Source organism: Citrobacter sp. Cf087, from assembly GCF_030334285.1.
GTDB lineage: Bacteria > Pseudomonadota > Gammaproteobacteria > Enterobacterales > Enterobacteriaceae > Citrobacter > Citrobacter freundii.
Map to the genome: position 1 here is coordinate 466,261 of NZ_JAOWED010000029.1, position 25,311 is coordinate 491,571.

Annotated in this window: 21 protein-coding genes and 1 pseudogene; 14 read left to right on the forward strand and 8 right to left on the reverse strand. The window is 52.8% G+C overall.

Going from position 1 to position 25,311, the window contains the following annotated elements:
- Positions 1-31 precede the first annotated feature (31 nt).
- From OGV57_RS13615 to fhuB, 5 genes are all read left to right on the forward strand, one after another.
- Positions 32-1,033, forward strand: a complete 1,002-nt coding sequence (locus OGV57_RS13615; RefSeq protein WP_226791561.1) for a fimbrial protein — start codon at positions 32-34, stop codon at positions 1,031-1,033.
- Between the two features lie 210 nt (positions 1,034-1,243).
- Positions 1,244-3,433 (forward strand): ferrichrome porin FhuA, encoded by a 2,190-nt coding sequence (fhuA, locus tag OGV57_RS13620; RefSeq protein WP_003018594.1) that lies wholly within the window; start codon positions 1,244-1,246, stop codon positions 3,431-3,433.
- Between the two features lie 46 nt (positions 3,434-3,479).
- Positions 3,480-4,277 (forward strand): Fe3+-hydroxamate ABC transporter ATP-binding protein FhuC, encoded by a 798-nt coding sequence (gene fhuC / locus OGV57_RS13625; protein ID WP_003845793.1) that lies wholly within the window; start codon positions 3,480-3,482, stop codon positions 4,275-4,277.
- Entirely contained in the window at positions 4,277-5,167 is an 891-nt protein-coding gene (gene fhuD, locus OGV57_RS13630; protein WP_003837517.1) for a Fe(3+)-hydroxamate ABC transporter substrate-binding protein FhuD, read from the forward strand. Before fhuC ends, fhuD begins: the two co-directional genes overlap by 1 nt.
- Positions 5,164-7,146 carry a Fe(3+)-hydroxamate ABC transporter permease FhuB gene (fhuB, locus tag OGV57_RS13635; protein ID WP_003018589.1) on the forward strand — a complete coding sequence of 661 codons (1,983 nt, stop codon included), beginning with the start codon at positions 5,164-5,166 and terminating at the stop codon, positions 7,144-7,146. The genes fhuD and fhuB overlap by 4 nt, the downstream gene beginning before the upstream one ends.
- A gap of 73 nt (positions 7,147-7,219) precedes the next feature.
- Here fhuB and hemL read toward each other — a convergent pair whose 3' ends face one another.
- Positions 7,220-8,500 (reverse strand): glutamate-1-semialdehyde 2,1-aminomutase, encoded by a 1,281-nt coding sequence (gene hemL, locus OGV57_RS13640; RefSeq protein ID WP_003837523.1) that lies wholly within the window; start codon positions 8,498-8,500, stop codon positions 7,220-7,222.
- A gap of 168 nt (positions 8,501-8,668) precedes the next feature.
- Between hemL and clcA the strand changes: the two genes are divergently transcribed.
- The 3 genes and pseudogenes from clcA to erpA all read left to right on the forward strand — a co-directional run bounded on the left by clcA (position 8,669) and on the right by erpA (position 10,516).
- Positions 8,669-10,090 (forward strand): H(+)/Cl(-) exchange transporter ClcA, encoded by a 1,422-nt coding sequence (gene clcA / locus OGV57_RS13645; RefSeq protein WP_048233871.1) that lies wholly within the window; start codon positions 8,669-8,671, stop codon positions 10,088-10,090.
- 23 nt (positions 10,091-10,113) lie between these two features.
- Positions 10,114-10,179: pseudogene (yadW, locus tag OGV57_RS13650) on the forward strand (small protein YadW).
- Positions 10,172-10,516, forward strand: a complete 345-nt coding sequence (erpA, locus tag OGV57_RS13655) for an iron-sulfur cluster insertion protein ErpA (RefSeq protein ID WP_003018581.1) — start codon at positions 10,172-10,174, stop codon at positions 10,514-10,516. Before yadW ends, erpA begins: the two are co-directional and overlap by 8 nt.
- Before the next feature lie 119 nt (positions 10,517-10,635).
- Here the strand turns inward: erpA and OGV57_RS13660 are convergent, their stop codons facing one another.
- Genes OGV57_RS13660 through mtnN form a run of 3 tightly spaced genes read right to left on the reverse strand, consistent with a single transcriptional unit; the run spans position 10,636 to position 12,788 of the window.
- The gene (locus tag OGV57_RS13660) at positions 10,636-11,259 is read right to left on the reverse strand and encodes a TRIC cation channel family protein (protein WP_003018578.1); all 624 of its coding nucleotides are present in this window, start codon (positions 11,257-11,259) and stop codon (positions 10,636-10,638) included.
- 37 nt (positions 11,260-11,296) lie between these two features.
- A complete protein-coding gene (gene btuF, locus OGV57_RS13665; RefSeq protein ID WP_003845800.1) occupies positions 11,297-12,097 on the reverse strand; it encodes a vitamin B12 ABC transporter substrate-binding protein BtuF in 801 nt (266 codons plus the stop codon).
- A complete protein-coding gene (mtnN, locus tag OGV57_RS13670) occupies positions 12,090-12,788 on the reverse strand; it encodes a 5'-methylthioadenosine/S-adenosylhomocysteine nucleosidase (protein WP_003845802.1) in 699 nt (232 codons plus the stop codon). The genes btuF and mtnN overlap by 8 nt, the downstream gene beginning before the upstream one ends.
- 83 nt (positions 12,789-12,871) lie before the next feature.
- Here mtnN and dgt point away from each other — a divergent pair, with 83 nt between their 5' ends.
- From dgt to cdaR, 3 genes are all read left to right on the forward strand, one after another.
- Positions 12,872-14,389 carry a dGTPase gene (gene dgt, locus OGV57_RS13675; protein ID WP_046670962.1) on the forward strand — a complete coding sequence of 506 codons (1,518 nt, stop codon included), beginning with the start codon at positions 12,872-12,874 and terminating at the stop codon, positions 14,387-14,389.
- A 129-nt stretch (positions 14,390-14,518) separates the two neighbouring features.
- Positions 14,519-15,952 carry a serine endoprotease DegP gene (degP, locus tag OGV57_RS13680; protein ID WP_005132129.1) on the forward strand — a complete coding sequence of 478 codons (1,434 nt, stop codon included), beginning with the start codon at positions 14,519-14,521 and terminating at the stop codon, positions 15,950-15,952.
- A 150-nt stretch (positions 15,953-16,102) separates the two neighbouring features.
- Positions 16,103-17,260, forward strand: a complete 1,158-nt coding sequence (gene cdaR / locus OGV57_RS13685; RefSeq protein ID WP_054528066.1) for a DNA-binding transcriptional regulator CdaR — start codon at positions 16,103-16,105, stop codon at positions 17,258-17,260.
- A gap of 87 nt (positions 17,261-17,347) precedes the next feature.
- On the opposite strand, the gene OGV57_RS13690 is transcribed toward cdaR, so the two are convergent.
- The 4 genes from OGV57_RS13690 to map all read right to left on the reverse strand — a co-directional run bounded on the left by OGV57_RS13690 (position 17,348) and on the right by map (position 22,280).
- A complete protein-coding gene (locus tag OGV57_RS13690) occupies positions 17,348-17,734 on the reverse strand; it encodes a DUF3461 family protein (protein WP_003018562.1) in 387 nt (128 codons plus the stop codon).
- Between the two features lie 109 nt (positions 17,735-17,843).
- Positions 17,844-18,668: a 2,3,4,5-tetrahydropyridine-2,6-dicarboxylate N-succinyltransferase gene (dapD, locus tag OGV57_RS13695; protein ID WP_003837532.1), complete on the reverse strand. Its 825-nt coding sequence runs from the start codon at positions 18,666-18,668 to the stop codon at positions 17,844-17,846.
- Between the two features lie 31 nt (positions 18,669-18,699).
- Positions 18,700-21,372: a bifunctional uridylyltransferase/uridylyl-removing protein GlnD gene (glnD, locus tag OGV57_RS13700; RefSeq protein WP_003837534.1), complete on the reverse strand. Its 2,673-nt coding sequence runs from the start codon at positions 21,370-21,372 to the stop codon at positions 18,700-18,702.
- Between the two features lie 113 nt (positions 21,373-21,485).
- Entirely contained in the window at positions 21,486-22,280 is a 795-nt protein-coding gene (gene map, locus OGV57_RS13705; protein WP_003018555.1) for a type I methionyl aminopeptidase, read from the reverse strand.
- A 324-nt stretch (positions 22,281-22,604) separates the two neighbouring features.
- Between map and rpsB the strand changes: the two genes are divergently transcribed.
- The 3 genes from rpsB (at position 22,605) to pyrH (ending at position 25,189) form a co-directional block, all read left to right on the forward strand.
- Positions 22,605-23,330 (forward strand): 30S ribosomal protein S2, encoded by a 726-nt coding sequence (gene rpsB, locus OGV57_RS13710; RefSeq protein ID WP_003018553.1) that lies wholly within the window; start codon positions 22,605-22,607, stop codon positions 23,328-23,330.
- Between the two features lie 136 nt (positions 23,331-23,466).
- Complete coding sequence (gene tsf / locus OGV57_RS13715; protein ID WP_003018551.1) at positions 23,467-24,318, forward strand: translation elongation factor Ts; 852 nt, start codon at positions 23,467-23,469, stop codon at positions 24,316-24,318.
- Between the two features lie 145 nt (positions 24,319-24,463).
- On the forward strand, positions 24,464-25,189 hold the full coding sequence (pyrH, locus tag OGV57_RS13720) for a UMP kinase (protein ID WP_003018549.1): 726 nt from the start codon (positions 24,464-24,466) through the stop codon (positions 25,187-25,189).
- Positions 25,190-25,311 lie beyond the last annotated feature (122 nt).

Consider the following 25,311-nt stretch of genomic DNA (forward strand, 5'->3'; position numbering starts at 1 on the left):
AGATGGCTTATGAATACGGAAATTGTCAGATATGAGTAAAAGGAACATAAACATTTTCAGGGCTATGTTGATCATATTGATTTTAGCTGGATCTGCGGCACCTGTTTATGCCGCCACATGTACCGGAAATTACCCGGAAAATGGCGCAATGACCTTTCAGCTACCGGCAAGCATCACTGTGGAGCCTGACGTATCAGTTGGTACGGTTATTTATGAGGGAAGCATTGAGAGCGGCCAAATCGATATGGATTGCCAGGATACTGGCAACAAATACAAAGGTTACGCAGTGTTAACGGATGCCGATGCCCGCAATGGAGTGCTGGAAGGCGTTTATCAGACTAGCATTCCAGGTATAGGTATCCGCATGGCTGAAGCGGAAGAACGAACACCTACCTTTACCTCTGAGGATATCGTCACACCCATGCATTTTTATAGCTATGGAGCAAGCGGATGGAACAGTATTCATACAAAGTACCATGCGTCAATGCAGTTGGTTGTGACGGGCGACGTCGAGGATGGTTATCTTGATACCTCCCGGCTGACAGCGCAAGAGAAGTGGGGGAATGATGTGATAGCTCAGATATTGGTATCTCCCACCAGCATTCATATCCAGACTAATACCTGTAACCTGGAGGATAAAAATATCTACGTGCCGCTGAAGACGATTAATGTCGATAACTTTGACAGTCAATTTTCAGAAGTACTCACCGATAACAGTTTCAAAATCGAGATTTCTGATTGTCGGGCAGGTACCCAAATCGATTATAAGTTCAACAGTGCTGGTTCGACAGGCGTTACGGATGGCAATATTTTGGCTATCGCCAGTGGAGACAGCTCTGCCAGCGGTGTCGGTATCCAGATTCTGGACACGAACAATAATGTGCTGAGTTTTGATCAAACCTATACCGCTGTGAGCAGCACCAGCGCTAACGAAGTGGCAGAAATTCCGCTGAAGGCACGCTATGCCAAAACCGGCAATGTCAAAGCCGGGAAAGTGGACGCCGTCGCGACTTTTGAGGTCTTTTACCGCTAACGCCTTGCGACCCGCTGCGGCGGGTTGTCAGCGCTCTAACATTCCAGCCTAATTTATTAACCCTTTCTTTTCATCTGGTTATTTCTTAACCCCTCAGTTTTAGTAGGGGCGCGTATTGCTTGCTATCTCGCCAGAGTTTCGAATATTATGCTGCCGTTATAATAATAATTCTCGTTTACGTTATCATTCACTTTCATCAGAGAAATACCAATGGCGCGTCTTAAAACTGCTCAGCCAAGTTCATCACTGCGTAAAATCGCAGTAGTGGTAGCCACAGCGGTTAGCGGCATGTCTGTCTATGCACAGGCGGCGGTTGACCCGAAAGAAGAAACCATCACCGTAACTGCAGCTCCTGCTCCGCAGGAAAGCGCATGGGGGCCAGCTCCGACCATTGCTGCTAAGCGTTCCGCTACTGCGACCAAGACTGATACGCCTATAGAAAAGACACCACAGTCTGTTTCGGTAGTGACCAACGAAGAGATGCAAATGCATCAATTCCAGTCGGTGAAAGAGGCTCTGGGATATACGCCTGGTGTGACTGTTAACAGTCGTGGCGCATCTAACACCTATGATTTTGTGATTATCCGTGGTTTCTCTTCCGTCGGCCTGAGCCAGAATAACTATCTGGATGGACTGAAATTGCAGGGTAACTTCTATAACGATGCGGTTATTGATCCCTACATGCTTGAACGTGTTGAGTTGATGCGTGGCCCAACGTCTGTACTCTATGGTAAGAGCAATCCTGGCGGCATCATCTCTATGGTCAGCAAGCGCCCGACCACAGAGCCGTTAAAAGAAATTCAGTTCAAAATGGGGTCGGACAATTTGTTCCAGACCGGTTTTGATTTTAGTGATGCGCTGGATGACAACGGGGAATTTTCCTACCGTTTAACCGGGCTGGCGCGCTCAACAAATGAGCAGCAGCAGGGTTCTGAATCACAGCGTTATACGATCGCGCCTTCCTTCTCATGGCGTCCTGATGACAAAACCAACTTTACGTTCCTGTCCTATTTCCAGAACGAACCGGAAACAGGTTACTACGGTTGGTTACCAAAAGAAGGCACCGTTGAACCGCTGCCAAACGGCAAGCGTTTGCCGACCGATTTCAATGAAGGTGCCTCAAACAATACTTATTCCCGCAATCAGAAAATGGTGGGATACAGCTTTGAGCATGGCTTTAACGATACATTTACCGTTCGCCAGAACCTGCGCTTTACTGAAATGAAGACGTCGCAGCAGAGTGTATACGGCACCGGGATCGCTTCCGATGGCCATACATTGAACCGTGGAACGGTCGTGGATGATGAGCGCCTGCAAAACTTTAGCGTCGATACGCAACTGGAAAGCAAATTTGCTACCGGTGCTGTGGAACATACTTTGTTAACTGGTGTTGATTTCATGCGCATGCGTAATGATATCAATGCTGCGTTTGGTAGTGCGCCACCCATTGATCTTAACGGCAACTATGACCCTGAGTATTTTGCATTTGGTGATACCGAACCGTATCAGATGAATGAAACCAAACAGACTGGTATCTACGTTCAGGATCAGGCTGAGTGGAATAAGTGGGTGTTTACCGTCGGCGGTCGCTACGACTGGTCTCAGCAAGCTACAACAATACGCCAGAACTCTTATACGCCAACGGAAGGATATATTGAGCGTAATGATCACCAGTTCACCTGGCGTGGTGGTGTAAACTACCTGTTTGATAATGGGATTACGCCGTATATCAGCTACAGTCAGTCGTTTGAACCGAGTTCATTTGACTTGTGGAGCGTGCCACGCGTTTCCTATGAGCCGTCCAAAGGCGAGCAGTATGAAGCCGGGATTAAGTATGTACCGAAAGATCTGCCGATTGTCGTCACCGGTGCGGTTTATCAGTTGACGAAAACCAATAATCTGACTGCTGATCCAACGAATCCACTGGCTCAGGTTCCTGCCGGTGAAATCCGTGCTCGTGGTGTTGAACTGGAAGCTAAAGCGGCGCTTACCGCGAATATCAACATGACTGCGTCTTATACCTATACCGATGCGGAATACACGAAAGACACCAATCTTAAGGGAAATACACCTGAGCAGGTGCCAGAACAAATGGCTTCTCTGTGGGGTGATTACACCTTCTATGAAGGTCCGTTATCTGGCCTGACGCTGGGTACCGGTGGGCGCTTTATTGGTTCAAGCTATGGCGATCCAGCAAATACCTTTAAGGTGGGTAGCGCAGCAGTCATGGATGCTGTTGTAAAATACGATTTAGCGCGTTTCGGTATGGCTGGCTCCAGTATTGCGGTTAACGTTAATAACTTGCTTGATCGTGAATACGTCGCCAGCTGCTTCCAGACCTATGGCTGCTTCTGGGGCGCAGAACGTCAGGTCGTTGCAACCGCAACCTTCCGTTTCTAATTTCTTTTGGGCACGCTTTGCGTGCCCGTTTTACAAGTTGGCTGCTATGCAGGAAAACAGATCCCATCCCGACACTACTTTTGCGTTGCGTAATGTCTCCTTTCGTGTGCCTGGCCGCACGCTTTTGCATCCTCTCTCATTAACTTTTCCTGTGGGTAAAGTGACCGGCCTTATCGGCCACAACGGTTCCGGAAAATCGACGTTATTGAAAATGCTGGGACGTCATCAGCCGCCGTCAGAAGGTGAAATCCTGCTCGACGAACAGCCGCTGGAGAACTGGAGCAGTAAAGCGTTTGCCCGCAAGGTCGCCTATCTGCCGCAGCAGTTGCCGCAGGCCGAAGGGATGACGGTGCGCGAACTGGTGGCGATTGGCCGCTATCCGTGGCACGGGGCGCTAGGACGTTTTGGCGTTGCCGACAGAGAGAAAGTAGAAGAGGCGATTTCGCTGGTTGGCTTAAAACCGCTGGCGCACCGTTTGGTTGATAGTCTGTCCGGCGGAGAACGCCAGCGCGCGTGGATTGCCATGCTGGTAGCGCAGGACAGCCGCTGTCTGCTGCTTGATGAACCGACTTCCGCGCTGGATATCGCTCATCAGGTTGACGTACTGGCACTGGTGCATCGCTTAAGTCAGCAGCGCGGGCTGACGGTGATTGCGGTGCTGCATGATATCAACATGGCGGCCCGCTACTGTGATTACTTAGTTGCGCTGCGCGGTGGTGAAATGATTGCACAAGGGACGCCTGCTGAACTGATGCGCAGTGAAACTCTGGAACAGATTTACGGTATCCCGATGGGCATTTTGCCGCATCCGGCCGGTGCCGCACCCGTGAGTTTTGTCTATTAATGATTGAATTACATCATATTACCCGTCGGCGGCTGCTTGCGGCGATGGCGCTGTCGCCGCTGCTGTGGCGGATGAATACGGCGCACGCTGCGGCGGTTGATACGCAGCGCATTGTGGCGCTGGAATGGCTACCGGTAGAGCTATTGCTGGCGCTGGGTATTACGCCGTATGGCATTGCCGATATCCCTAACTACAAGCTGTGGGTCAGTGAGCCCCCGTTGCCGGATTCTGTGATTGATGTCGGGCTACGTACGGAGCCCAATCTCGAACTGTTGACCGAAATGAAACCCTCGTTTTTGCTGTGGTCGGCAGGCTATGGTCCTTCCCCTGAAAAGCTGGCGCGGATTGCACCTGGCCGGGGATTTAACTTCAGTGACGGTAAAAAGCCGCTGGCCGTTGCGCGACAATCGCTGCAGGAAATGGCGCAATTGTTCAATCTGCAAGCCTCTGCTGAACGCCATCTGACCGAGTACGATCGTTTTATCGCCAGCCTGAAACCGCGCTTCATTCAACGCGGCGCGCGCCCTGTACTTCTCACTTCCCTGCTTGATTCGCGACATATGTTGGTGTTTGGCCCAAACAGCCTGTTTCAGGACGTGCTGGATGATTATGGGATCCCCAACGCCTGGCAGGGCGAGACAAACTTTTGGGGCAGCACTGCCGTGAGTATTGACCGTCTGGCTGCTTATAAGGATGTCGATGTGCTGTGTTTTGACCACGGCAACGATAAAGAGATGGCTGCGCTGATGTCTACGCCGTTGTGGCAGGCGATGCCGTTTGTCCGCAGCGGACGTTTTCAGCGTGTGCCTGCCGTCTGGTTCTATGGTGCCACGCTCTCGGCGATGCATTTTGCCCGCATTCTGGATAATGCGCTGGGAGGCAAAGCGTGAGTAAACGAATTGCGCTGTTCCCAACGCTTCTTCTGGCGGTTCTGTTTGTCGCTGCCTGTTGGCTGACCTGGGTTAACTTCTCTGTTGCGCTACCGCGCAGTCAGTGGCAACAGGCTATCTGGTCACCGGATATCAATGCTATTGAGCAGATGGTTTTCCACTACAGTCTGCTGCCGAGGCTGGCGATTTCGCTGTTGGTCGGTGCCGGGCTGGGGCTGGTCGGTGTCTTGTTTCAGCAGGTGCTGCGTAACCCACTGGCAGAACCCACTACGTTAGGTGTCGCAACCGGGGCGCAGTTGGGCATTACGGTTACCACGCTGTGGGCTATTCCCGGTGCGCTGACCACGCAATTTGCGGCGCTGGCGGGAGCATGTGTTGTTGGGGCACTGGTGTTTGGCGTTGCCTGGGGCAAACGTCTTTCTCCGGTGACGTTAATCCTTGCCGGGCTGGTGGTCAGCCTGTACTGCGGGGCAATTAACCAGTTGATGGTTATCTTCCATCACGATCAACTGCAAAGCATGTTTTTATGGAGCAGCGGTACGCTAACGCAGACCGACTGGAGCGGCGTACAGCGTCTGTGGCCGCAACTGCTGGGCGGTGTGATGCTGACGCTGTTGTTATTACGCCCAATGACGCTGATGGGACTGGATGACGGCGTGGCGCGTAACCTCGGTCTGGCGCTGTCGCTGGCACGTCTGGCGGCGTTATCGCTGGCCATTGTTATCAGCGCCTTACTGGTTAACGCGGTTGGGATTATCGGCTTTATTGGCCTGTTTGCACCGCTGCTGGCGAAAATGCTCGGCGCGCGTCGTCTGCTGGCGCGTCTGATGCTGGCCCCTCTGATTGGTGCGTTGATCCTCTGGCTCTCCGACCAAATCATTCTGTGGCTGACCCGCGTATGGATGGAAGTCTCCACTGGTTCGGTGACGGCGCTGATTGGCGCGCCATTGCTGCTGTGGCTGTTGCCGCGCCTTAGAAGTATGAGCGCGCCGGATATGAATGCCAGTAACCGCATCGCTGCTGAGCGCCAGAATGTACTGATGTTTGCCCTGGCGGGCGGGGCGATATTGCTGCTTACCGTTATTGTGGCGCTCGCGTTTGGCCGCGATGCGCACGGCTGGACATGGGCCAGCGGCGCGATGCTGGATGAGCTCATGCCCTGGCGCTGGCCACGTGTTCTGGCAGCGCTGATTGCCGGGGTAATGTTAGCGGTAGCTGGCTGTATTATTCAGCGTCTGACCGGAAATCCAATGGCCAGTCCGGAAGTATTAGGAATTAGCTCCGGGGCGGCATTTGGCGTGGTGCTAATGTTATTTCTGGTCCCTGGCAATGCCTTTGGCTGGCTGCTGCCGGCCGGGAGCCTCGGTGCGGCAGCCACCTTGCTTATCATTATGATTGCCGCCGGGCGCGGGGGCTTTTCACCGCACCGCATGTTGCTGGCAGGGATGGCGCTCAGCACGGCGTTTACAATGCTGCTGATGATGCTGCAGGCCAGCGGCGATCCGCGTATGGCGGGGGTGCTAACCTGGATCTCCGGCTCAACCTATAACGCGAGTGGCGAACAGGTGCTGCGCACCGGGATTGTAATGGTTATCCTGCTGGCGATGACGCCGCTGTGCCGCCGTTGGCTGACAATTTTACCGCTCGGCGGCGATACGGCACGGGCTGTCGGTATGGCTATTACGCCATCACGCGTGGGATTACTGCTGCTGGCGGCAGGGCTGACGGCGACAGCCACCATGACTATTGGACCGTTGAGCTTTGTCGGGCTGATGGCACCGCATATTGCCCGGATGATGGGTTTTCGTCGGGCGATGCCGCATATGCTGATTTCGGCGCTGGCGGGTGGCGTGTTGCTGGTCTTTGCTGACTGGTGCGGCAGGATGGTGTTGTTTCCGTATCAGATCCCGGCGGGATTACTGTCGACGTTTATTGGCGCGCCGTACTTTATCTATCTGCTACGTAAGCAGAGCCGGTAATTTATGCCGCCATCCGGCCTACGGCGTAGAATGTAGGCCGGGTAAGCGTAAGCGCCACCCGGCAATTCATCCTTTACAGTTTCGCAAACACCCGGCGCGCGGCGTCGATGGTGTTATTGATATCTTCTTCACTGTGCGCCACGGACATAAAGCCTGCTTCAAACGCAGACGGCGCCAGATAAATTCCTTCATCCAGCATCATGTGGAAGAAACGCTTGAAGCGTTCAACGTCGCATGCCATCACATCCTGATAGCAGGTTACGGTTTCTGCATCGGTGAAGAAAATCCCGAACATCCCGCCTACATGATTAACTACCAGCGGAATATTCGCTTCTTCAGCAGCTTCCAGCAGACCTTCCGCCAGACGCGTCGTCAGTTCGTTCAGCGTTTCATGAATACCCGGCTGGGCGACTTCGGTCAGACAGGCATAACCTGCCGCCATCGCGATTGGGTTACCGGAAAGCGTCCCCGCCTGGTAAACCGGTCCAGTCGGCGCCAGTGCGTCCATCACATCGCGACGGCCACCAAATGCGCCAACGGGCATTCCGCCACCGATGATTTTGCCAAGACAAGTCAGATCCGGCACGACGCCGTAATAATCCTGTGCACCGGCCAGCGCCACGCGGAAACCGGTCATCACTTCATCGATGATCAATAGCGCGCCAAACTCATCGCACAGTGCACGCAGGCCCGGCAGGAATTCCGGCAGCGGCGGGATGCAGTTCATGTTGCCTGCGACCGGCTCAACGATGATGCAGGCGATCTCCTGCGGATATTGTTCAAATGCCGCACGTACTGAAGCGAGATCGTTATAGGTGCAGGTCAGAGTGTGTTTCGCGAAATCAGCCGGAACGCCCGGGGAGTTCGGCTGACCCAGCGTTAACGCGCCCGAACCCGCTTTGACCAGCAGACAGTCGGCATGACCGTGGTAGCAGCCTTCAAATTTGATGATCTTATCGCGACCGGTGAAACCGCGCGCCAGACGGATTGCGCTCATAGTCGCTTCCGTGCCGGAGTTCACCATGCGCACCATGTCCATGGTCGGCACGAGTTCAGTGACCAGCTCCGCCATTTTCACTTCCATTTCAGTCGGTGCGCCAAAGCTTAAACCGCGCTCCGCAGCTTCAATCACCGCATTACGGATTGCCGGGTGATTATGGCCCAGCACCATCGGTCCCCAGGAACCGACGTAGTCAACATAGGCTTTACCATCGACATCGTACAGATACGCGCCGTCGGCTTTTTCGATAAACAGCGGAGTACCACCCACGCCAGTAAAGGCGCGAACGGGGGAGTTAACGCCGCCAGGGATAAGTTCGCGTGCTGCGCTGTAGAGATTTTCAGACTTACTCATGGATGGGGTCCTGGTTCGTAGAAAAAGTAAATGCCCGCTATTCTAGTTATTCAGAGAAGGTTATGAAAGTTTTACGCATTTGAAACAATACGATTTGCAGGGGATTTTCGTGAAATGTGCGAGTAGAATGCCGATTCCGTATTTGTATTACCAATTAATGATCATCTGATGAAGACAGACACTCCCTCTTTTGAAGCACAACAAATTGTGCGTTTACGCCGCAGGGATCAAATCCGTCGACTCCTGGAACGAGACAAAACGCCGTTGGCGATCCTGTTGATGGCTGCCGTAGTGGGTACAGTGACAGGGCTTGTTGGCGTGGCATTTGAGAAAGCGGTGACCTGGGTGCAGAATCAGCGCATTGGCGCGCTGGCTCAGGTTGCGGACCATGCCATTCTGCTGTGGCCGCTGGCATTTATTCTCTCTGCGTTGCTGGCGATGGTTGGCTACTTTCTGGTGCGTAAATTTGCGCCGGAAGCCGGTGGTTCGGGGATCCCAGAGATTGAAGGCGCGCTGGAAGAGCTGCGGCCTGTGCGCTGGTGGCGCGTACTGCCGGTGAAATTTTTCGGCGGTATGGGCACGCTGGGTGCCGGTATGGTGCTCGGGCGAGAAGGACCGACCGTGCAGATCGGTGGTAACCTCGGGCGCATGGTGCTGGATATTTTCCGCATGCGTAGCGCAGAAGCGCGACATACCTTATTGGCTACCGGTGCGGCAGCGGGCCTTTCGGCGGCGTTTAACGCCCCTCTGGCGGGGATCCTGTTCATTATTGAAGAGATGCGCCCGCAGTTTCGCTATAACCTTGTCTCGATCAAAGCCGTGTTTACCGGCGTCATCATGTCGAGCATTGTGTTTCGTGTTTTCAACGGCGAGGCACCGCTTATTGAAGTTGGGAAGCTCTCCAATGCGCCGGTGAACACGCTGTGGTTGTATCTGGTCCTGGGGGTTATTTTTGGCTGTGTCGGACCGTTGTTCAACACCATGGTGTTACGGACTCAGGATATGTTCCAGCGTTTCCACGGCGGCGATCTCAAAAAATGGGTGCTGATGGGCGGTGCGATCGGCGGTCTGTGCGGGATTCTTGGCTTAATTACACCAGAAGCGGCTGGAGGCGGGTTTAACCTGATACCTATCGCTGCGGCAGGGAATTTCAGCGTTGGTTTACTGCTGTTTATCTTTATTGCCCGCGTCATTACCACGCTGCTGTGCTTCTCGTCCGGCGCGCCCGGCGGGATATTTGCCCCGATGCTGGCATTGGGCACGTTGCTTGGCACCGCGTTCGGTATGGCGGCAGCGGCCTCTTTTCCGCATTATCATCTGGAGGCCGGGACCTTTGCCATCGCCGGAATGGGGGCATTGTTGGCGGCGTCGGTAAGGGCGCCGCTCACCGGTATTGTGCTGGTGCTGGAGATGACCGATAACTATCAGCTCATTTTGCCAATGATTATTACCTGTCTTGGCGCAACACTATTAGCCCAATTTATGGGCGGAAAGCCGCTATACTCGACTATCCTTGCCCGTACGCTGGCAAAACAGGAAGCGGAGCAGGCGGCTAAAAGCCAGGGTACAGCCGCTGGCGAGAATACTTGAACGAAATACCAGGGTATTAGATAATGGCCTTAACCATTGGGTTATAATTTGCCCAATTGCCAATGTCGTTTGGAGCAAAATATGAGTGATGACGTAGCGCTGCCACTGCAATTTACTGAAGCAGCAGCCAATAAAGTAAAAAGCCTGATCGCTGACGAAGATAACCCGAATCTGAAATTACGTGTGTATATCACCGGCGGTGGTTGCAGCGGTTTCCAGTACGGTTTCACCTTTGACGATCAGGTGAACGATGGTGATATGACCATTGAGAAACAAGGTGTTGGTCTGGTGGTTGACCCGATGAGCCTGCAATATCTGGTGGGCGGCGCGGTTGACTATACCGAAGGTCTGGAAGGTTCCCGCTTCGTTGTGACTAACCCGAATGCGAAAAGCACCTGCGGGTGTGGTTCTTCTTTCAGCATCTGATTGCTGTCTGTAATACCAGTGGTCTGATGGTGTAGGCCCGGTAAGCGTAGCGCCACCGGGCAATGTGCCGGATGGCGGCGTAAACGCCTTATCCGGCCTACATATTCTGCATCATCATGTCAACGTCCGTTATCATCCAGCGCAAACGTCGGTAATTTCAAATGCCAGCGAATGGCGGCAAGCCGAATCAGCAGGGTGACAATCATCCCCATCATACTGGCGTTTTCCAGTGAAACATCAAAGGTATAAAACGCCGTCGCATGCACGATCCCGCCGATAATACAGGCTGTGGCGTAGATCTCGGTACGCAAAATCATCGGGACTTCACGTGCTAATACATCGCGAATGATCCCACCGCCGACGCCGGTAATCACCCCCATACAAATCGCCACCAAGGGTCCTGTTCCTGCGAGAAAGGCCTTGTTGACGCCAATACCCACGAACACCGCCAGGCCAACGGCATCAAGCACCGGAAGGATCCATTTCGGCAGGCGTCTTGGCTGCCGTACCAACAGGATCGTCAGCATGCTGGTGATCATCGCTACGACCAGATCGGTTGGATCTTTAACCCAAAAAACCGGTCCATTATCCAGCGCCATATCGCGGATCGTGCCACCTCCGACGGCGGTAACCACGCCGAGGACCAGGACGCCAAACGGATCCATACGTAATTTTCCGGCCAGTAATACGCCAGAGATTGCAAATACCGCGGTGCCGACAATATCAAGCCAATAGACGAGCATTTTTAAATCCTCACAACAGACCTGGTGGGGGCAGGCGCTAATTTATCTGTGAAAGCGCATTACAGAGTTGTTTTGCGGCGAGGATAATACGCGGGCTCGCGCGTTCGAACCAGTCACTATTAAGTGTAATAACGGGTATTTTTAGCTGGTTTCCCCAGTATTGCTCAATTTTCAGAGTTTCGCCCGGACCGCCGGTTGCAACAATAGCCTGGGGGGCTCGTGCCAGGACCTGCTCACGGCTAACCTGCGGCCAGGGAACCCGACTACCGGCAAAGATGTTTTCTCCGCCGCATACCTCAAGAACTTCGTGCTGAATAGAACCTTTTCCACTGGTAAACAGAGGATTGGCACCAAACTGGAGAAACACGCGTTTTTTCGGTTTGTTGGCATACTGAGATTTAAGTAAAGCATAGTCATCAAGCATGGTTTGCGCCGCCTGTTTAGCTTGTTCAGGCTTGGGGCTCCATGCAGCCAACTGGCGTAGCGCATCGGCAACCTGCTCAATGGTAACGGCGTCCACCCAGATGACCTTAATTCCCAGGGAGGTCAGTTGATTCACCTGCCGCTCAGCATTTCCCCCGCGCCAGGCGATGACCAAATCAGGCTTCAGCGCCACAATACGCTCAAGATTCATACCTTGCCATGTTGAGACCTCTTCAATATTTTTGGCTTCTGGCGGGTAGTTTGAGTAGCTGCTGACGCCAACTGGGGTAATGCCTGCGGCAAAAGCGAGTTCGGTATTGGCAGGAGAAAGCGTTACAACACGCGGTGCGGCGTAAAGGAACGCCGGGAGAGTGAAAAGCAGGGCGACCAGCGCCCTGGAGAATAATTTAGCCATGCGCCAGTTTCTGCACCAGCGTTTCAACCATCAGGCTTGACTGCTTCGCGGCAACCACCAGGAATTCGTCAAAGCTGAGATGGGACTGCTGATCGGCAACGTCAGAGATAGCGCGAACCACGACAAATGGCACCTTAAAGTTGTGGCAAACGTGCGCAATTGCGGTCGCTTCCATCTCAACGGCAATCGCCTGCGGGAAGTTATGCTTAATTTTAGCCAGCCCCACGGAACCATTAATGAATGCATCGCCGCTGACGATAAGTCCGCGAACAGCGTTCAGATTGAGTTTGGCGATGCAAGATTCTGCGGCTGCAATCAACGCAGGATCGGCTTTAAAACCAGCCGGGCAACCCGGTAGCTGACCAAATTCATAACCAAAGGCAGTGACGTCGGCGTCGTGATAGCGCGCTTCATCAGAAACTACGATATCGCCGACTTTCAGCGTAGAGGCCAGGCCGCCCGCGGAACCGGTATTAATGATGGCGTCCGGCTTGCAGCGTTCAAGCAGCAGCGTAGCGCCGAGCGCCGCAGCTACTTTACCGATACCTGATTTCAGAAGCGCAACCTCAGTACCGTTCAGTTGGCCGGTGTAAATTTCACAACCGCCGAGCGTGATGGTCTGACGGTTTTCGATTTTGTCACGCAGCAGCGTAACTTCTTCTTCCATTGCACCAATGATGCCGATTTTCATAGATTTACTCGCGATAAGCCAGATTTGAGGGCATAGTCTATCATGCGCTTAAGGGGTAGCGCATTTCTCAGGCGGGAGAGGATATGGTACAGATCGATTTCCGAAAAAAAATAAACTGGCATCGCCGTTACCGTTCGCCGCAGGGCGTGAAGACGGAGCATGAGATCCTGCGAATTTTTGAAAGCGATCGTGGACGTATTATCAATTCTCCGGCTATTCGCCGGCTGCAACAAAAAACCCAGGTCTTTCCGCTGGAGCGTAATGCAGCGGTGCGTACGCGTCTGACGCACTCGATGGAAGTGCAGCAGGTTGGGCGCTATATCGCGAAAGAGATCCTCAGCCGACTGAAAGAGCTAAAGCTGCTAGAGCAGTATGGTCTGGATGAACTGACGGGACCGTTTGAGAGTATTGTCGAAATGTCGTGCCTGATGCATGACATCGGTAATCCGCCGTTTGGTCATTTTGGCGAAGCGGCGATTAATGACTGGTTTCGCCAGCGGTTGTATCCCGCAGACGCGGAAAGTCAGCCTCTGAGTGATGACCGCTGCCAGGTGACGGCATTACGTTTGCGTGAAGGTGAAGAGTCGCTGAATGATATTCGCCGCAAGGTACGCCAGGACTTGTGTCATTTTGAAGGCAATGCGCAGGGTATTCGTCTGGTGCATACTTTGATGCGTATGAACCTTACCTGGGCGCAGGTTGGCGGTATTTTAAAATATACCCGTCCGGCATGGTGGCGCGGCAGTGCACCCGAGACGCACAACTATTTAATGAAGAAGCCTGGTTATTACCTTTCCGAGGAACCGTATATTGAGCGGTTACGTAAAGAATTATCATTAGCACCTTACAGTCGTTTTCCATTAACCTGGATTATGGAAGCTGCCGATGATATCTCATATTGCGTGGCCGACCTGGAAGATGCCGTTGAGAAAAGAATCTTTAGCGTCGAGCAACTTTACCATCATCTGCATGAAGCGTGGGGGCATCACGAAAAAGGCTCTCTGTTTAGTCAGGTTGTTGAGAACGCCTGGGAAAAATCACGTTCAAATACATTAAGCCGCAGCACCGAAGATCAGTTCTTTATGTATTTACGCGTCAATACGCTGAATAAACTGGTTCCGTATGCGGCCCAGCGGTTTATTGATAATTTGCCGCAGATTTATGAAGGCAGCTTTAATCATGCGCTGTTAGAAGATGCCAGTAGCTTCAGCCAGTTACTGGGCGTTTATAAGAATGTGGCGGTAAAACATGTGTTTAGCCATCCGGATGTTGAGCAACTGGAATTACAGGGCTATCGGGTGATCAGCGGGTTGCTGGAGATCTATCAACCGTTATTGAAAATGTCTCAGTCAGATTTTACTGAACTGGTCGACAAGGAAAGAGTAAAACGTTTTCCTATCGAGTCCCGTTTATTTCAGAAGTTGTCTACCCGCCATCGTCTTGCGTATGTTGAGGCGGTTAGTAAAATATCGACGGAGTGCGCTGAGTATTCGGTTCTGGAATATTATTATCGCTGCCGGTTGATCCAGGATTATATCAGCGGGATGACAGATTTGTATGCCTGGGATGAATATCGTCGCTTGATGGCCGTAGAACAATAAATACTCATTTGTAAAGACGGCCAATAAAATTTTACTTTTTCCTTAAACTCAATTCTGGAACTTAGCGTTATAAAACGAATCTGACGTATACAGCAATTTTGCGTTACCTGTTAATCGAGAACGAAACACATGAAAAAAACCACATTAGCAATGAGTGCACTGGCTCTGAGTTTAGGTTTGGCGTTGTCCCCCCTGTCTGCAACGGCGGCTGAGACAGCGTCTTCAGCGACAACAGCCCAACAGATGCCAAGCCTGGCCCCGATGCTCGAAAAAGTGATGCCATCGGTGGTGAGTATTAATGTCGAGGGGAGCACGACGGTCAATACGCCGCGTATGCCGCGTAATTTCCAGCAGTTCTTTGGTGATAACTCTCCGTTCTGCCAGGACGGTTCTCCGTTCCAGAGCTCACCGTTCTGCCAGGGCGGTGCTCCGGGCGCTGACAACGGCGGCGGCCAGCAGCAGAAATTTATGGCGCTGGGGTCTGGCGTCATCATTGATGCCGCGAAAGGGTATGTTGTGACCAACAACCACGTGGTCGATAATGCCACGGTGATCAAGGTTCAACTGAGCGATGGGCGTAAGTTTGACGCAAAAATCGTCGGAAAAGATCCGCGCTCTGATATCGCGCTGATCCAAATTCAGGATCCGAAAAACCTGACGGCAATTAAGCTGGCAGATTCTGATGCGCTGCGCGTGGGTGATTACACTGTAGCGATTGGTAACCCGTTTGGCCTCGGTGAAACGGTGACATCAGGTATCGTTTCTGCACTGGGGCGTAGTGGCCTGAATGCCGAAAACTACGAGAACTTTATCCAGACGGATGCGGCGATCAACCGCGGTAACTCTGGCGGTGCGCTGGTTAACCTGAATGGTGAGTTGATCGGGATTAACACCGCGATCCTCGCGCCGGACGGTGGCAACATCGGGATTGGTTTTGCTATCCCAAGCAACATGGTGAAAAACCTGACTTCGCAGATGGTTGAGTTCGGCCAGGTTAAACGCGGTGAGCTGGGTATTATGGGGACTGAGCTGAGCTCTGAGCTGGCGAAAGCGATGAAAGTGGATGCCCAGCGTGGGGCATTCGTCAGCCAGGTTATGCCGAACTCTTCTGCAGCGAAAGCCGGTATCAAAGCCGGGGACGTGATTACCTCCCTGAACGGTAAACCAATCAGCAGCTTCGCTGCCCTGCGTGCGCAGGTCGGCACCATGCCAGTGGGTAGCAAAATTAACCTTGGCCTGCTGCGCGACGGTAAGCCGGTAACGGTGAACCTGGAACTGCAGCAGAGCAGCCAGACTCAGGTTGATTCCAGCTCTATCTTCAAAGGCATTGAAGGTGCGGATATGAGCAACAAAGGCCAGGACAAAGGTGTCGTGGTAAGCGATGTGAAACCGAATTCGCCGGCGGCACAGATTGGCCTGAAGAAAGGGGATGTCATCATTGGTGCTAACCAGCAACCGGTGAAAAACATCGCGGAACTGCGCAAAATTCTCGACAGTAAACCGGCTGTTCTGGCGCTGAACATTCAGCGTGGTGACAGCTCTATCTATCTGTTGATGCAATAATCCCTCTGAACCCCTTCCCATATCAGGGAAGGGGTTTCTTTTTGTGATACCTACCACAACTCCATACTTCTCTCTTCTGCTTTGTGCATTTGCACAATGTCGCAGCCTGTTTTCTTCCCTATGCTTGAGCACTGCTCACAGGAGGGCTTTATGGCTGGCTGGCATCTCGATACCAAAATGGCGCAGGATATCGTGGCGCGAACCATGCGCATCATTGATACCAATATCAACGTAATGGATGCCCGTGGGCGGATCATTGGCAGTGGCGATCGCGAACGCATTGGTGAATTGCACGAAGGTGCGCTGCTGGTGCTTTCGCAGGGCCGGGTGGTGGACATTGACGATGCAGTGGCGAGGCATTTGCACGGCGTGCGTCAGGGGATAAACCTGCCGTTGCGCCTGGAAGGCGAAATCGTTGGCGTTATCGGGCTTACCGGTGAACCGGAACATCTGCGTAAATACGGCGAGCTGGTGTGCATGACAGCCGAAATGATGCTGGAGCAGTCGCGCCTGATGCATCTGTTAGCGCAGGATAGCCGCCTGCGTGAAGAGCTGGTGATGAATCTGATTCAGGCGGAAGAGAATACCCCGGCGCTGATGGAGTGGGCGCAACGTTTAGGCATTGATTTGAACCAGCCGCGCGTGGTGGCAGTGGTAGAGGTTGATAGTGGCCAGCTTGGCGTTGACAGCGCGATGGCGGAGCTACAGCAATTGCAGAACGCGTTGACTACGCCTGAACGTAATAATCTGATTGCGATTGTTTCCCTGACCGAGATGGTGGTGCTGAAACCGGCGCTCAATCAGTTTGGTCGCTGGGACGCGGAAGATCACCGCAAGCGTGTTGAGCAGCTCATTGCTCGCATGAAAGAGAACGGACAGCTGCGTTTTCGCGTGTCGCTGGGCAACTATTTTACCGGGCCAGGCAGTATTGCCCGTTCGTATCGTACGGCGCGCACGACCATGATGGTCGGCAAGCAACGGATGCCGGAAAGTCGTAGCTATTTCTACCAGGATTTGATGCTGCCAGTTCTGCTGGACAGCCTGCGCGGCGGCTGGCAGGCCAACGAGCTGGCGCGTCCGTTGGTACGGCTGAAAGCAATGGATAACAACGGCTTACTGCGTCGAACATTAGCGGCGTGGTTTCGGCATAACGTTCAGCCGCTGGCGACCTCAAAAGCGTTATTTATCCACCGTAATACGCTGGAATATCGCCTGAACCGAATTTCAGAGCTGACCGGGCTGGATTTAGGGAGTTTTGACGACCGACTGCTGCTGTATGTCGCGCTACAACTGGATGAGCAGCATTAATTCCTTGCCTGTTGGCGCTACGCTTATCAGGCAAAATGCCGGGGGGCGGCTTCGCCTTACCCGGCATACGAACACATTCACTCGCGGTTATTTACGCGTTAGTTTTTCCAGATCGGCTTCAATTTCGCTGATCTTGTTGGTCACGACGCTTTCCAGATGACGTAAATCATCAAGGATCTTGCGTTTAAGATCGACTTCGCTGCGATCGCGCTGGCAGATCTGATCCAGTTCGTCGATCACATAGCGCAGGTTGGGACTGATCTCCTGCACTTCTTTGTAACCCTGGCCGACGCCATCGGCGACAACCGTTTTACGCTGACGGGGATATTTGAACTTCACGCTCTTGGCAAAAAACTCGCCTTTATCCTTCTGGAAATAGATTTTCAGGATATCGTTGTTGGCTTCTTGCCGCAGGCTGTAACGATCGATTTCTTCAGGATTAGTAATGCCCAGACTTTTCAGATTGTCATACATAGCGGTACCCTTAAGCTCACCATAACCATTGAATAATTAACGAAAAGCCTTGTTTATGCCACTCGCAGATGTAAAAAAAGCGGGCTAAGCCCGCTTTTTCAAATCACTGTTAGTCGATAGTGCGTAACAGTTCGTTGATTCCTACTTTGCCACGCGTTTTGGCATCGACTTTCTTCACAATCACCGCGCAGTACAGGCTGTATTTGCCATCTTTCGACGGCAGGTTGCCGGAGACAACCACAGAGCCCGCCGGAACGCGGCCATAATGCACTTCGCCGGTTTCACGATCGTAAATACGGGTGCTCTGACCAATGTACACGCCCATAGAGATAACAGAGCCTTCTTCGACGATCACGCCTTCAACCACTTCAGAACGTGCGCCGATGAAGCAGTTGTCTTCGATGATGGTCGGGTTAGCCTGTAACGGCTCCAGTACGCCACCGATGCCAACGCCGCCGGACAGGTGAACGTTTTTACCAATTTGCGCGCAGGAACCCACGGTCGCCCAGGTATCAACCATCGTACCTTCATCCACATAAGCGCCGATGTTCACGTAAGACGGCATCAGCACGGTGTTACGGGCGATAAACGCACCCTGGCGTACGGCCGCTGGCGGAACCACGCGGAAACCTTCTTTCTGGAAGCGTGCTTCGTCGTAGTTGGCGAATTTCATCGGCACTTTATCGAAGTAACGGCTTTCTGCACCCTCGATAACCTGATTATCGTTAATACGGAAAGAGAGCAGGACCGCCTTTTTCAGCCACTGATGCGTGACCCACTGACCCTCAATCTTTTCTGCGACGCGCAGTGCACCGGAATCCAGTAAAGCAATAACCTGATTCACCGCTTCGCGGGTTACGGTATCTACATTTGCCGGAGTAATATCGGCACGGCGCTCGAAAGCGGACTCAATAACGTTCTGTAACTGCTGCATTGTTAAACTCTTTCCATAATAAATAAAAACATCACCCTTTATCGTTTGGATTGAGGGCCTCTGTCAACCGTTGATGTACTTCCTGCTGCAGCTCATTATTAAGGGCGCGCCGGTCGGCGGTGGCGATTATGAATAAATCTTCTACTCGCTCGCCAATGGTTGTAATTCGGGCGCCATGCAGCGAAATTCCCAGATCGGCAAAAATCTGCCCGACCCGCGCCAGCAGTCCAGGCTGGTCGAGAGCGATAAGCTCAAGGAATGATTTTCGGTCGGTGTGGGTCGGCAGGAAAGTAACCTCGGTATCGACGGTAAAGTGGCGTAATTTTGCCGGCTGACGACGTGGTTGCGGTGGCTGCCAGCTGCGCTGCGTGATCGCCTGTTCCAGTCCAAAACGGATCGCTTCGTGTCGGTCTGAAGACAGCGGGCTGCCGTCCGGTTCCAGCACGATGAACGTATCCATCGCCATCCCATCGCGGGTAGTGAAAATCTGCGCATCGTGGACGCTTAGATTGCGCCTGTCCAGTTCGGCGCAGACGGCGGCAAACAGGTAAGGGCGATCGGGGCTCCAGATAAAAATTTCCGTTCCGCCGCGCGTGGCCTGCGGGCTGAGCAGGATTAGCGGCTTACTGAGATCGTGCTGCAGCAGATGACGCGCATGCCAGGCCAGTTGATTTGGGCTGTGGCGCACGAAATAGTTGGCGCGACAGCGCGACCAGATGTGGTGCAGCGCTTCTTCATCAATGTTGTCCATACGCAGTAGCGCCAGTGCCTGAAGCTGATGATGGCGAACGCGTTCGCGCATATCCGGCGTGTTTTGCATCCCACGACGTAGTTGTTTTTCCGTCGCAAAGTACAGCTCGCGCAGCAGACTTTGCTTCCAGCTATTCCACAGCGTTTCGTTAGTAGCGCAAATATCCGCGACGGTCAGGCACACTAAAAAGCGCAGACGATGTTCCGTTTGTACTTCTTCAGCGAATTGCTTGATCACTTCCGGATCCTGAATATCACGGCGCTGAGCGGTCACCGACATCAGCAAATGCTGACGCACCAGCCAGACGATCAGCTGCGTTTCACGTGAGTTCAGACCGTGCAGTTCGGCGAATTTGAGCACGTCCTGGGCGCCGAGAACCGAGTGATCGCCGCCGCGACCTTTGGCGATATCGTGGAACAGCGCGGCAATCAGAATTAGCTCCGGCTGTCGCAAGCGCGGCCACAGATCCACGCACAGCGGATGGCGCGGACGGGTCTCTTCGTTAGCAAAACTCTCCAGCTTGAGCATCACACGGATAGTGTGCTCATCCACCGTATAGGCATGAAACAGGTCAAACTGCATTTGGCCGACAATGTGCGACCATTGCGGCATATAGGCCCACAAAACGCTGTGCCGATGCATCGGCAGCAGGCCGCGACTCACCGCGCCCGGATGGCGCAACATACTGAGAAACAGCGAACGCGCTTCCGGAATGTAGCATAGCGGCTGGGTTAAATGACGGCGGGCATGACGCAAATGGCGCAGCGTTGTGGAGTAAATCCCGCTGATCGCGCTGTTACGCACCATGATGTAAAACATCCGCAGTATCGCTTCGGGCTTACGGATAAACAGGTCGTCGTTGCGCAGATCGATCAATGTGCCGCGCAGTTGAAAGTCGTCATCAATCGGGCGCGGTTTTTCATCGGCTGGCAGGGCGAGGATCGCCTCGTCGAACAGTTGCAACAGCATATGGTTCAGTTCGCTGACCCGTCGCGTGACCCGGAAATAGTCTTTCATCATCCGCTCGATAGGCTCATTGCCTTCGCCGCCGTAGTTTAGCCGTTGCGCCACGCTGAGCTGGCGGTCAAACAGCAGGCGGTTGTCGTAACGACTAACGACCAGATGCAGGGCGAAGCGAATCCGCCACAGGATATGCAAACATTCATTCAGTTCGGCGCGTTCTGCCAGCGTCAAAAAGCCGAAGCCGACCATTTCGTCCAGCGAGGTGGCGCCAAAATGGCGACGGGCCACCCATTGCAGAGTATGGATATCGCGCAGGCCGCCGGGACTGCTTTTGATATCCGGCTCCAGGTTGTAGCTGGTGCCGTGATAACGCTGGTGGCGCTGATTTTGCTCTTCCACTTTGGCGGCGTAAAATTTATCGGACGGCCAGAAACCTTCGCTAAAAATATGCTTTTGCAGCTCAAGAAACAGCGCCACATCGCCGATAAGCAGGCGTGTTTCAATCAGGTTAGTGGCGACGGTTAAATCTGACAATCCTTCCAGCAGACACTCTTCCAGCGTACGCACGCTGTGCCCAACCTCCAGCCTCACGTCCCATAGCAGCGTTAACAGCTCACCGACTTTTTCTGCCTGCGAATCAGGTAGCTTTTTACGACTGAGGATCAGCAGATCAATATCGGAGAGCGGATGCAGTTCGCCGCGCCCGTAGCCGCCAACGGCAACCAGCGCCAGGTCGGCAATTTGACCGAAACCGGCTTCAATCCACAGGCGCTGAAGCAACTGATCAATAAATTCGGTGCGGGCCTCAATGAGCTGTTCTGCGGAAATTCCACTGTCAAACGCTTCGCCTAACCAGCTCTGGAAGGTGTCGATATGCGCTTTAATACCGGTGCAGTTGAGGTCGTGCTGTGGCCATGTCCCTGGGTTTTGTGGCTGGCCAGGCAGGGTGGGGAGGGCAGTATTTGCGTGCTGTTCAGGAAGAGTATTCATTATGCGCCACCCATTAAAAAGCCGGATGATGGCGTGAACGCCTTACCCGGCCTACTAAGTAGTACAATTTGTAGGCCTGATAAGATGCGAATGCATCGCCATCAGGCAAAACATTATTCGCCGTGTGTGATGATCGCCGGGATGGTGTCATCCTTGCGTAACGTCAGAATCTCACAGCCGTTTTCCGTCACTACAATAGTATGCTCGTACTGTGCAGACAAGCTCCGGTCTTTGGTTTTCACCGTCCAGCCGTCTTTCATGGTGCGGATGCGGTAATCACCGGCATTCAGCATCGGTTCTACGGTGAACGTCATGCCCGGCTGCAGTACCACACCGCCGTCGTCTGCATCGTAGTGCAGAACCTGCGGCTCTTCATGGAAGCCGCGACCGATACCGTGACCGCAGTATTCACGAACGACAGAGAAACCTTCACCTTCCGCATATTTCTGAATTGCAGCGCCCAGCGTGCGCAGGCGAATGCCCGGTTTCACCATCCGCAGCGCCAGATACAGGCTTTCCTGCGTGACGCGGCACAGACGCTCGCCCAGAATAGTAGGTTTGCCGACGATAAACATTTTCGAGGTGTCGCCGTGGTACTCGTCTTTAATCACAGTCACATCGATGTTGACGATATCGCCGTCTTTCAGAAGTTTGGCGTCGTCCGGGATCCCGTGGCACACCACTTCATTAATAGAGATACACACGGACTTCGGATAGCCGTGGTAACCCAGGCAGGCGGAAATGGCCTGCTGCTCATTCACGATATAGTCATTACAGATACGATCCAGCTCGCCGGTGCTGACGCCCGGTTTAACAAACGGTTCGATCATTTCCAGTACATCAGCGGCCAGGCGGCCAGCGACGCGCATTTTTTCGATTTCTTCAGGGGTCTTGATTGAGATAGCCATGAATTCTGTCCATCAGTGCCGATGATATCGGCAATAATTGTTTAAGTGCTGCCAATGGTATCAGTCCCGCATACGTGCTGCCAAATTGAGAATCATTAACAGCACACAGTGCCAACAATTATTGGTGTCTATGGCGTATTTGTGGTATAAAGCGCGCCGGACTTCCGATCCATTCGAAGACTACACACGATGGACGGGAGCGACAAATCTCACTTTGTGTAACAACACACACGTATCGGCACATATTCCGGGGTGCCCTTTGGGGTCGGTAATATGGGATGCGTGGAGGCTTAACCCCAACTTTTATATATAGAGGTTTTAATCATGGCAACTGTTTCCATGCGCGACATGCTCAAGGCTGGTGTTCACTTCGGTCACCAGACCCGTTACTGGAACCCGAAAATGAAGCCGTTCATCTTCGGTGCGCGTAACAAAGTTCACATCATCAACCTTGAGAAAACTGTACCGATGTTCAACGAAGCTCTGGCTGAACTGAACAAGATCTCTGCTCGTAAAGGTAAAATCCTTTTCGTTGGTACTAAACGCGCTGCAAGCGAAGCGGTGAAAGAAGCTGCTAACAGCTGCGACCAGTTCTTCGTGAACCATCGCTGGCTGGGCGGTATGCTGACTAACTGGAAAACCGTTCGTCAGTCCATCAAACGTCTGAAAGATCTGGAAACTCAGTCTCAGGACGGTACTTTCGAAAAGCTGACCAAGAAAGAAGCGCTGATGCGTACTCGTGAGCTTGAGAAACTGGAAAACAGCCTGGGCGGTATCAAAGACATGGGCGGTCTGCCGGACGCTCTGTTCGTAATCGATGCTGACCACGAGCACATTGCTATCAAAGAAGCAAACAACCTGGGTATCCCAGTATTTGCAATCGTTGATACCAACTCTGATCCGGACGGTGTTGACTTCGTTATCCCGGGTAACGACGACGCAATCCGTGCTGTGACCCTGTACCTGGGCGCTGTAGCTACTACCGTTCGTGAAGGCCGTTCTCAGGATCTGGCTTCCCAGGCGGAAGAAAGCTTCGTAGAAGCTGAATAATAAGGCACGCTCGTTAGAGCCCTTATAGACCAGGTAGTATCACGTTTGGTTAGGGGGCCTGTATATGGCCCCCTTTTTCACTTTTAAATCTGTGCGGTTTCATGCCGGGCAGATCAAATCTTCCGAGGATTTTAGAATGGCTGAAATTACCGCATCCCTGGTAAAAGAGCTGCGTGAGCGTACTGGCGCAGGCATGATGGATTGCAAAAAAGCACTGACTGAAGCTAATGGCGACATCGAGCTGGCAATCGAAAACATGCGTAAGTCCGGTGCAATCAAAGCGGCGAAAAAAGCAGGCAACGTTGCTGCTGACGGCGTAATCAAAACCAAAATCGACGGCAACATCGCTTTCATTCTGGAAGTTAACTGCCAGACTGACTTCGTTGCTAAAGATGCTGGTTTCCAGGCATTTGCTGACAAAGTACTGGACGCTGCCGTTGCTGGCAAAATCACTGACGTTGAAGTTCTGAAAGCACAGTTCGAAGAAGAACGTGTTGCTCTGGTTGCTAAAATCGGTGAGAACATCAACATCCGTCGCGTTGCTTCCCTGGAAGGCGAAGTTCTGGGTAACTACCAGCATGGTGCTCGTATCGGTGTTCTGGTTGCTGCAACTGGCGCTGACGAAGAACTGGTTAAACAGCTGGCAATGCACGTTGCTGCAAGCAAACCAGAATTCGTTAAGCCGGAAGACGTTTCCGCTGAAGTGGTAGAAAAAGAATACCAGGTTCAGCTGGACATCGCTATGCAGTCTGGCAAGCCGAAAGAAATCGCAGAGAAAATGGTTGAAGGCCGCATGAAGAAATTCACCGGCGAAGTTTCTCTGACCGGTCAGCCTTTCGTCATGGAACCGAGCAAATCTGTTGGTCAGCTGCTGAAAGAGCATAACGCTGACGTAACAGGCTTCATCCGCTTTGAAGTGGGTGAAGGCATCGAGAAAGTTGAGACTGACTTTGCAGCAGAAGTTGCTGCGATGTCCAAGCAGTCTTAATTTTGAAAGGAGCCGCCTGAGGGCGGCTTCTTTTTGTGTCTGGCTTGTAAATTCAGCGAACCGCTATAGTGGTCCTGCTGAAAAGCGACATACAATGTCGCTGGAATTAACTCATCTCATTCGTTGACAGTCTCAGGAAAGAAACATGGCTACCAATGCAAAACCCGTCTACAAACGTATTCTGCTTAAGTTAAGTGGCGAAGCTCTGCAAGGTTCAGAAGGCTTCGGTATTGATGCAAGCATCCTTGACCGCATGGCTCAGGAAATCAAAGAGCTGGTTGAGCTGGGTATTCAGGTTGGCGTAGTGATTGGTGGTGGTAACCTGTTCCGTGGCGCTGGTCTGGCGAAAGCAGGGATGAACCGCGTTGTGGGCGACCACATGGGCATGTTAGCCACCGTAATGAACGGTCTGGCGATGCGCGATGCGCTTCACCGCGCCTATGTGAACGCTCGCTTGATGTCCGCAATTCCTCTGAACGGCGTGTGTGATAACTACAGTTGGGCTGAAGCTATCAGCCTGCTGCGTAACAACCGCGTTGTTATTTTGTCTGCGGGTACCGGCAATCCGTTCTTCACCACCGATTCAGCAGCCTGCCTGCGTGGTATTGAAATTGAAGCGGATGTGGTACTGAAAGCCACCAAAGTCGATGGCGTATTTACTGCCGACCCGGCTAAAGATCCGACGGCGACCATGTACGAACAGTTGACCTACACTGAAGTACTGGATAAAGAGCTGAAAGTCATGGATCTGGCTGCGTTCACGCTGGCTCGTGACCACAAATTACCGATTCGTGTCTTTAACATGAACAAACCAGGTGCACTGCGCCGTGTTGTTATGGGTGAAAAAGAAGGCACGTTAATCACGGAATAATTCCCGTTGCGGCTAAATGCAGGTAATATTCCGCTTTAATGTCGCGGGATACGTCCCTCAAAATTAATCAAGACTATACTTGTCACATCTTGCACGGCGGGTATGGTCTGACTGAAACAAGC